The organism is Streptomyces sp. UH6 (genome assembly GCF_013421635.1).
GTDB lineage: Bacteria > Actinomycetota > Actinomycetes > Streptomycetales > Streptomycetaceae > Streptomyces > Streptomyces abyssomicinicus.
In genome coordinates, this window is the sequence record NZ_JACADT010000474.1 from 1 (window position 1) to 4,290 (window position 4,290).

The following is a 4,290-nucleotide window of genomic DNA, read 5'->3' on the forward strand; positions in this document are numbered from 1 at the left end:
CCGGCCGCCCTGCCCTGCCCGGGACGTCGTCCGGAACTCCGCCCGGGCGGCGGGAGGAAGGACCGCGGAAGAGCCGGACGGGTGCGCGCGGGTTGCGCGCGCCGGAGGGCGGCGTCAGCGTGAGGGACGTGGCGTGAAACGCGTCACGCGGCGCTGTGCCGCTCCGTCCCGGCCCGCTTGATCGCCGCGTCCCGTTTGCGGACGTACCAGACACCGATGATCCCCAGCCCGCCGCCGGCCAGGCAGGTCCACACCCACCACGTGTGCCCGTTGTCGTCGAACCATCCGTAGAAGGGCAGTTGGACGAGGAAGAGGACGAACCACAGGATCGTGCCGCCGGTGATGGTGGCTACCACGGGCCCCTCCAGGGGCTCCGGCGCCTCGTGCTTGGGGGTCCACTTCGCCATGACCACAGTTTACGAGGCCCGTCGCACCCTCTTTCGACCCTCGTCACATTCGCGTTCAGAGATTCGCTAACGCCAGGTTTATATGTTCATACTGGTGGAACCACCGTCTGGCTGGATCGCATCGTAGGAAACCACGAGACCCACCGGGCGGACCCCCCAACCCCCCTGTGCATCTGAGGTTCCGTATGTCCACCTCGGCCACCGCCAAGGCCACCGCGCCCGAGCAGCCGGGCAGCCGGCCCCGGTTCGGCGCTCTCGACCGCTTCTTCAAGATCTCCGAGCGCGGCAGCTCCCTGCCCCGTGAGATCCGCGGCGGATTCGCCACCTTCTTCGCGATGGCGTACATCATCGTGCTGAACCCGATCATTCTGGGCAGCGCGAAGGACATGTACGGGAACCAGCTCGACAACGCGCAGCTGGTCACCGCGACCGCCCTGTCCGCGGCCTTCTCCACCCTCCTGATGGGCGTCATCGGCAACGTGCCGATCGCGCTGGCCGCCGGACTCGGCGTCAACACCGTCGTCGCGCTCCAGCTCGCCCCGCGGATGTCGTGGGCGGACGCGATGGGCATGGTCGTGCTGGCCGGCTTCGTGGTGATGCTGCTGGTCGCCACGGGTCTGCGGGAACGGGTGATGAACGCGGTGCCGTTCGGCATCCGCAAGGCGATCGCCATCGGCATCGGCCTGTTCGTGCTGCTCATCGGTCTGGTCGACTCGGGCTTCGTCACCCGCATGCCGGACGCCGCCAACACCACCGTCCCGCTCCAGCTCGGCGTCGGCAACCAGCTCCTCGGCTGGCCGGTCCTGGTCTTCGTCCTCGGTGTGCTGCTCACCTTCGCCCTGATGATCCGCAAGGTGCCCGGCGCGATCCTGATCTCGATCGTCGTGATGACCGTCGTCGCCATGGTGATCCACGCCCTCGCCGACGTGAAGAGCTGGGGCCTGACCACGCCCGAGTGGCCCGGCAACCCCTTCGCGGCCCCCGACTTCGGCCTGATCGGCCAGGTCAGCCTGTTCGGCGGGTTCGAGAAGGTCGGCCTGCTGACCGGCATCCTCTTCGTCTTCACCGTCCTGCTGTCCTGCTTCTTCGACGCCATGGGCACGATCATGGGCATCAGCGACGAGGCGAAGCTGACCGACGCCCAGGGCCAGATGCCCGGCATGAACAAGGTGCTGTTCATCGACGGCATCGCGGTCGCCGCCGGTGGCGCCAGCTCCTCCTCGGCCACCACCTGCTTCGTGGAGTCCACCGCGGGCGTCGGTGAGGGCGCGCGCACCGGTCTCGCCAACGTGGTCAGCGGCGCGCTCTTCGCCGTCGCGCTCTTCCTGACCCCGGTCGCCACCATGGTCCCGTCGCAGGCCGCCACCCCGGCGCTGGTCGCGGTCGGCTTCCTGATCCTGGCGGGCAACATCAAGGAGATCGACTGGAGCGACTGGTCGATCGCGATCCCGGCCTTCATCACCATGCTGGCGATGCCGTTCACCTTCTCCATCACCACCGGCATCGGCCTCGGCTTCATCACCTTCGCGGTGCTGCGCCTGGTCACCGGCCGCGCCAAGGGCGTCCCGGCCGCGATGTGGGCGGTGGCGGCGGTGTTCGTCTTCTACTACCTGATGCCGGCCCTCGGCCTCGCCTGATCCGCCCGGGGCCCGCCGGCCCCGCGCCCGGCGGCTCCGGCCGTCACAGCCACTACGGCCCCGCGTTCCCGTGCGCGGGGCCGTAGTGTTTCCGCGTCTCCTCGACCGCGGCCCGGAACCGCTGGTCGAAGTCGTCCCGCACGAGCGTCCGGACGACATAGTCCTGGACGCTCATGCCGCTCCTCGCCGCGTGCGTGCGGAGACGGTCGAGCAGGTCCCCGTCGACACGCAGGCTGAGCACACCGGTGTCGTCGTGACCCGTCGTCTGCGTCATCTGCATGGGGACGAGGGTCGCGCCGGGTGTGGACAGGTGTCCCGTTTCCGCTCCCCGGATCACTCCTTCGGGTGATGTAGGGCACCCTCTTGACGCCACGGGGCCCTCCCGGTGTTCTTTAGCCAGAGTAATGAGTTACTCTAAAGACATGCTGGACCTCACCCACGGCGACGATTCGCACGCCGTGAACGACCTGCGCTCCGCCGTGATGCGACTGGCCCGTCGGCTCAAGCACCAGCGGGTGGACGAGTCGCTGAGCCCCACCGAGATGTCGGTGCTCGGCACCCTCGCCCGCTGCGGCCGCGCCACCCCCGGCGAGCTGGCCCGCAAGGAACACGTGCAGCCGCCGTCCATGACCCGCATCGTGGCCCTGCTGGAGGCCAAGGGGCTGGTGCGGCTGGAGCCGCACCCGGAGGACCGCAGACAGAAGGTCGTCTCCCAGACCGACGCGGCCGAGGCGATGCTCGAGGAGAGCCGCCGCAAGAGGAACGCGTTCCTCGCCGCGCTGGTGGAGGAGGGACTCGACGAGGAGGAATGGGCGAAGCTCCGCGCCGCCGCGCCGGTGCTGGAGAAGCTCGCCCACCTGTGAGCTGGACCCCAGAAGGAGGCGAAACTCTTTGAGTTCGGGACCCGGAGCAGACTCCGCCCCCGCACCGATCGAACCAACGACCCGTGGCACCACCCGCAGGATCCGCACCGCCCGTACCGCCCGCACCGCACGTAGCGCCCGCGGCGCCCGCCGCACCGGTTCCGCCGAACGGCCCCGCGGGGGCTCGATGTTCAGCTCCCTGCGGGTCCGGAACTACCGGCTCTTCTTCACGGGCCAGGTCGTCTCCAACATCGGCACCTGGATGCAGCGCATCGCCCAGGACTGGCTGGTGCTCAGCCTCACCGGCTCGTCCACCGCCGTCGGCATCACCACGGCCCTGCAGTTCCTGCCCATGCTCCTCTTCGGACTCTACGGCGGCCTGCTGGTCGACCGGCTGCCCAAGCGGCCGACGCTGCTGGTCACCCAGTCCTCGATGGCCGTCACCGGCCTCGCGCTCGCCGCGCTCGACCTGAGCGGACACGTCGAGGTGTGGCACGTGTACGTCGCCGCGATGCTCGTCGGCATGGCCACGGTCGTCGACAACCCGGCGCGGCAGACCTTCGTCTCCGAGATGGTCGGCCGGGGCCAGCTGCAGAACGCGGTCAGCCTCAACTCCGCCAACTTCCAGTCCGCCCGCCTGGTCGGGCCCGCCGTCGCCGGTGTGCTGATCACCGGCATGGGCACGGGCTGGGCGTTCCTGATCAACGGCCTGTCGTTCGCCGCGCCCATCGCCTGTCTGATGCTGATGCGGGCCCGTGAACTCCACCCGGTGGAACGCGCCCCGCGCGCCAAGGGCCAGCTGCGGGAGGGCATCCGCTACGTCTCGGGGCGGCCGCACCTGTACTGGACGATCGTCCTGATCGGCTTCGTCGGGGCGTTCGGGTTCAACTTCCCCGTCGTCCTCTCCGCCTTCGCCGACGACGTCTTCCACATCGGGGCCGGCGGCTACTCCCTGTTCAACACGCTGATCGCGGTCGGTTCGCTGGCCGGCGCGCTGCTGGCGGCGCGCCGGAGCCAGGCGCGGCTGCGGCTGCTGATCGCGTCGGCCTTCGCCTTCGGCGTGCTGGAGGTGGCGGCGGCGCTCAGCCCCGAGCTGTGGATGTTCGCGCTGCTGCTGGTGCCGATCGGGGCGTTCAGCATGACGGTCAACGTCACCGCCAACACCGGGATCCAGATGGCGACCGAACCGGCGATGCGAGGGCGGGTGATGGCGCTCTTCATGATGATCTTCCTGGGCGGCACGCCGTTCGGAGCACCGCTGGCCGGGTGGGCGACGGACGTCTACGGCCCCCGGGCGGGGTTCGCGGTCTGCGGCGCGGTCGCGGCGCTGTCCGCGGTCGTGGTGGGCGTGGTGCTGGCGCGCGTCGGCCGCCTGCGGATCGC

Annotated in this window: 5 protein-coding genes; 3 read left to right on the top strand and 2 right to left on the bottom strand. The window is 69.9% G+C overall.

Annotated elements, in window-relative coordinates; all coding sequences use genetic code 11:
• Positions 1–143 precede the first annotated feature (143 nt).
• Positions 144–407 carry a DUF2530 domain-containing protein gene (locus HW445_RS20235; protein ID WP_180222399.1) on the bottom strand — a complete coding sequence of 88 codons (264 nt, stop codon included), beginning with the start codon at positions 405–407 and terminating at the stop codon, positions 144–146.
• A gap of 185 nt (positions 408–592) precedes the next feature.
• Between HW445_RS20235 and HW445_RS20240 the strand changes: the two genes are divergently transcribed.
• A complete protein-coding gene (locus tag HW445_RS20240) occupies positions 593–2,044 on the top strand; it encodes an NCS2 family permease (protein WP_180222400.1) in 1,452 nt (483 codons plus the stop codon).
• Positions 2,045–2,096: 52 nt separating this feature from the next.
• Here HW445_RS20240 and HW445_RS20245 read toward each other — a convergent pair whose 3' ends face one another.
• A complete protein-coding gene (locus HW445_RS20245; protein WP_246212915.1) occupies positions 2,097–2,324 on the bottom strand; it encodes a hypothetical protein in 228 nt (75 codons plus the stop codon).
• A gap of 142 nt (positions 2,325–2,466) precedes the next feature.
• Between HW445_RS20245 and HW445_RS20250 the strand changes: the two genes are divergently transcribed.
• Complete coding sequence (locus tag HW445_RS20250; RefSeq protein WP_180222401.1) at positions 2,467–2,907, top strand: MarR family winged helix-turn-helix transcriptional regulator; 441 nt, start codon at positions 2,467–2,469, stop codon at positions 2,905–2,907.
• 28 nt (positions 2,908–2,935) lie between these two features.
• Positions 2,936–4,290, top strand: a 1,355-nt coding sequence (locus tag HW445_RS20255) for an MFS transporter (RefSeq protein WP_257231180.1), incomplete at its 3' end; no start/stop codon positions are given.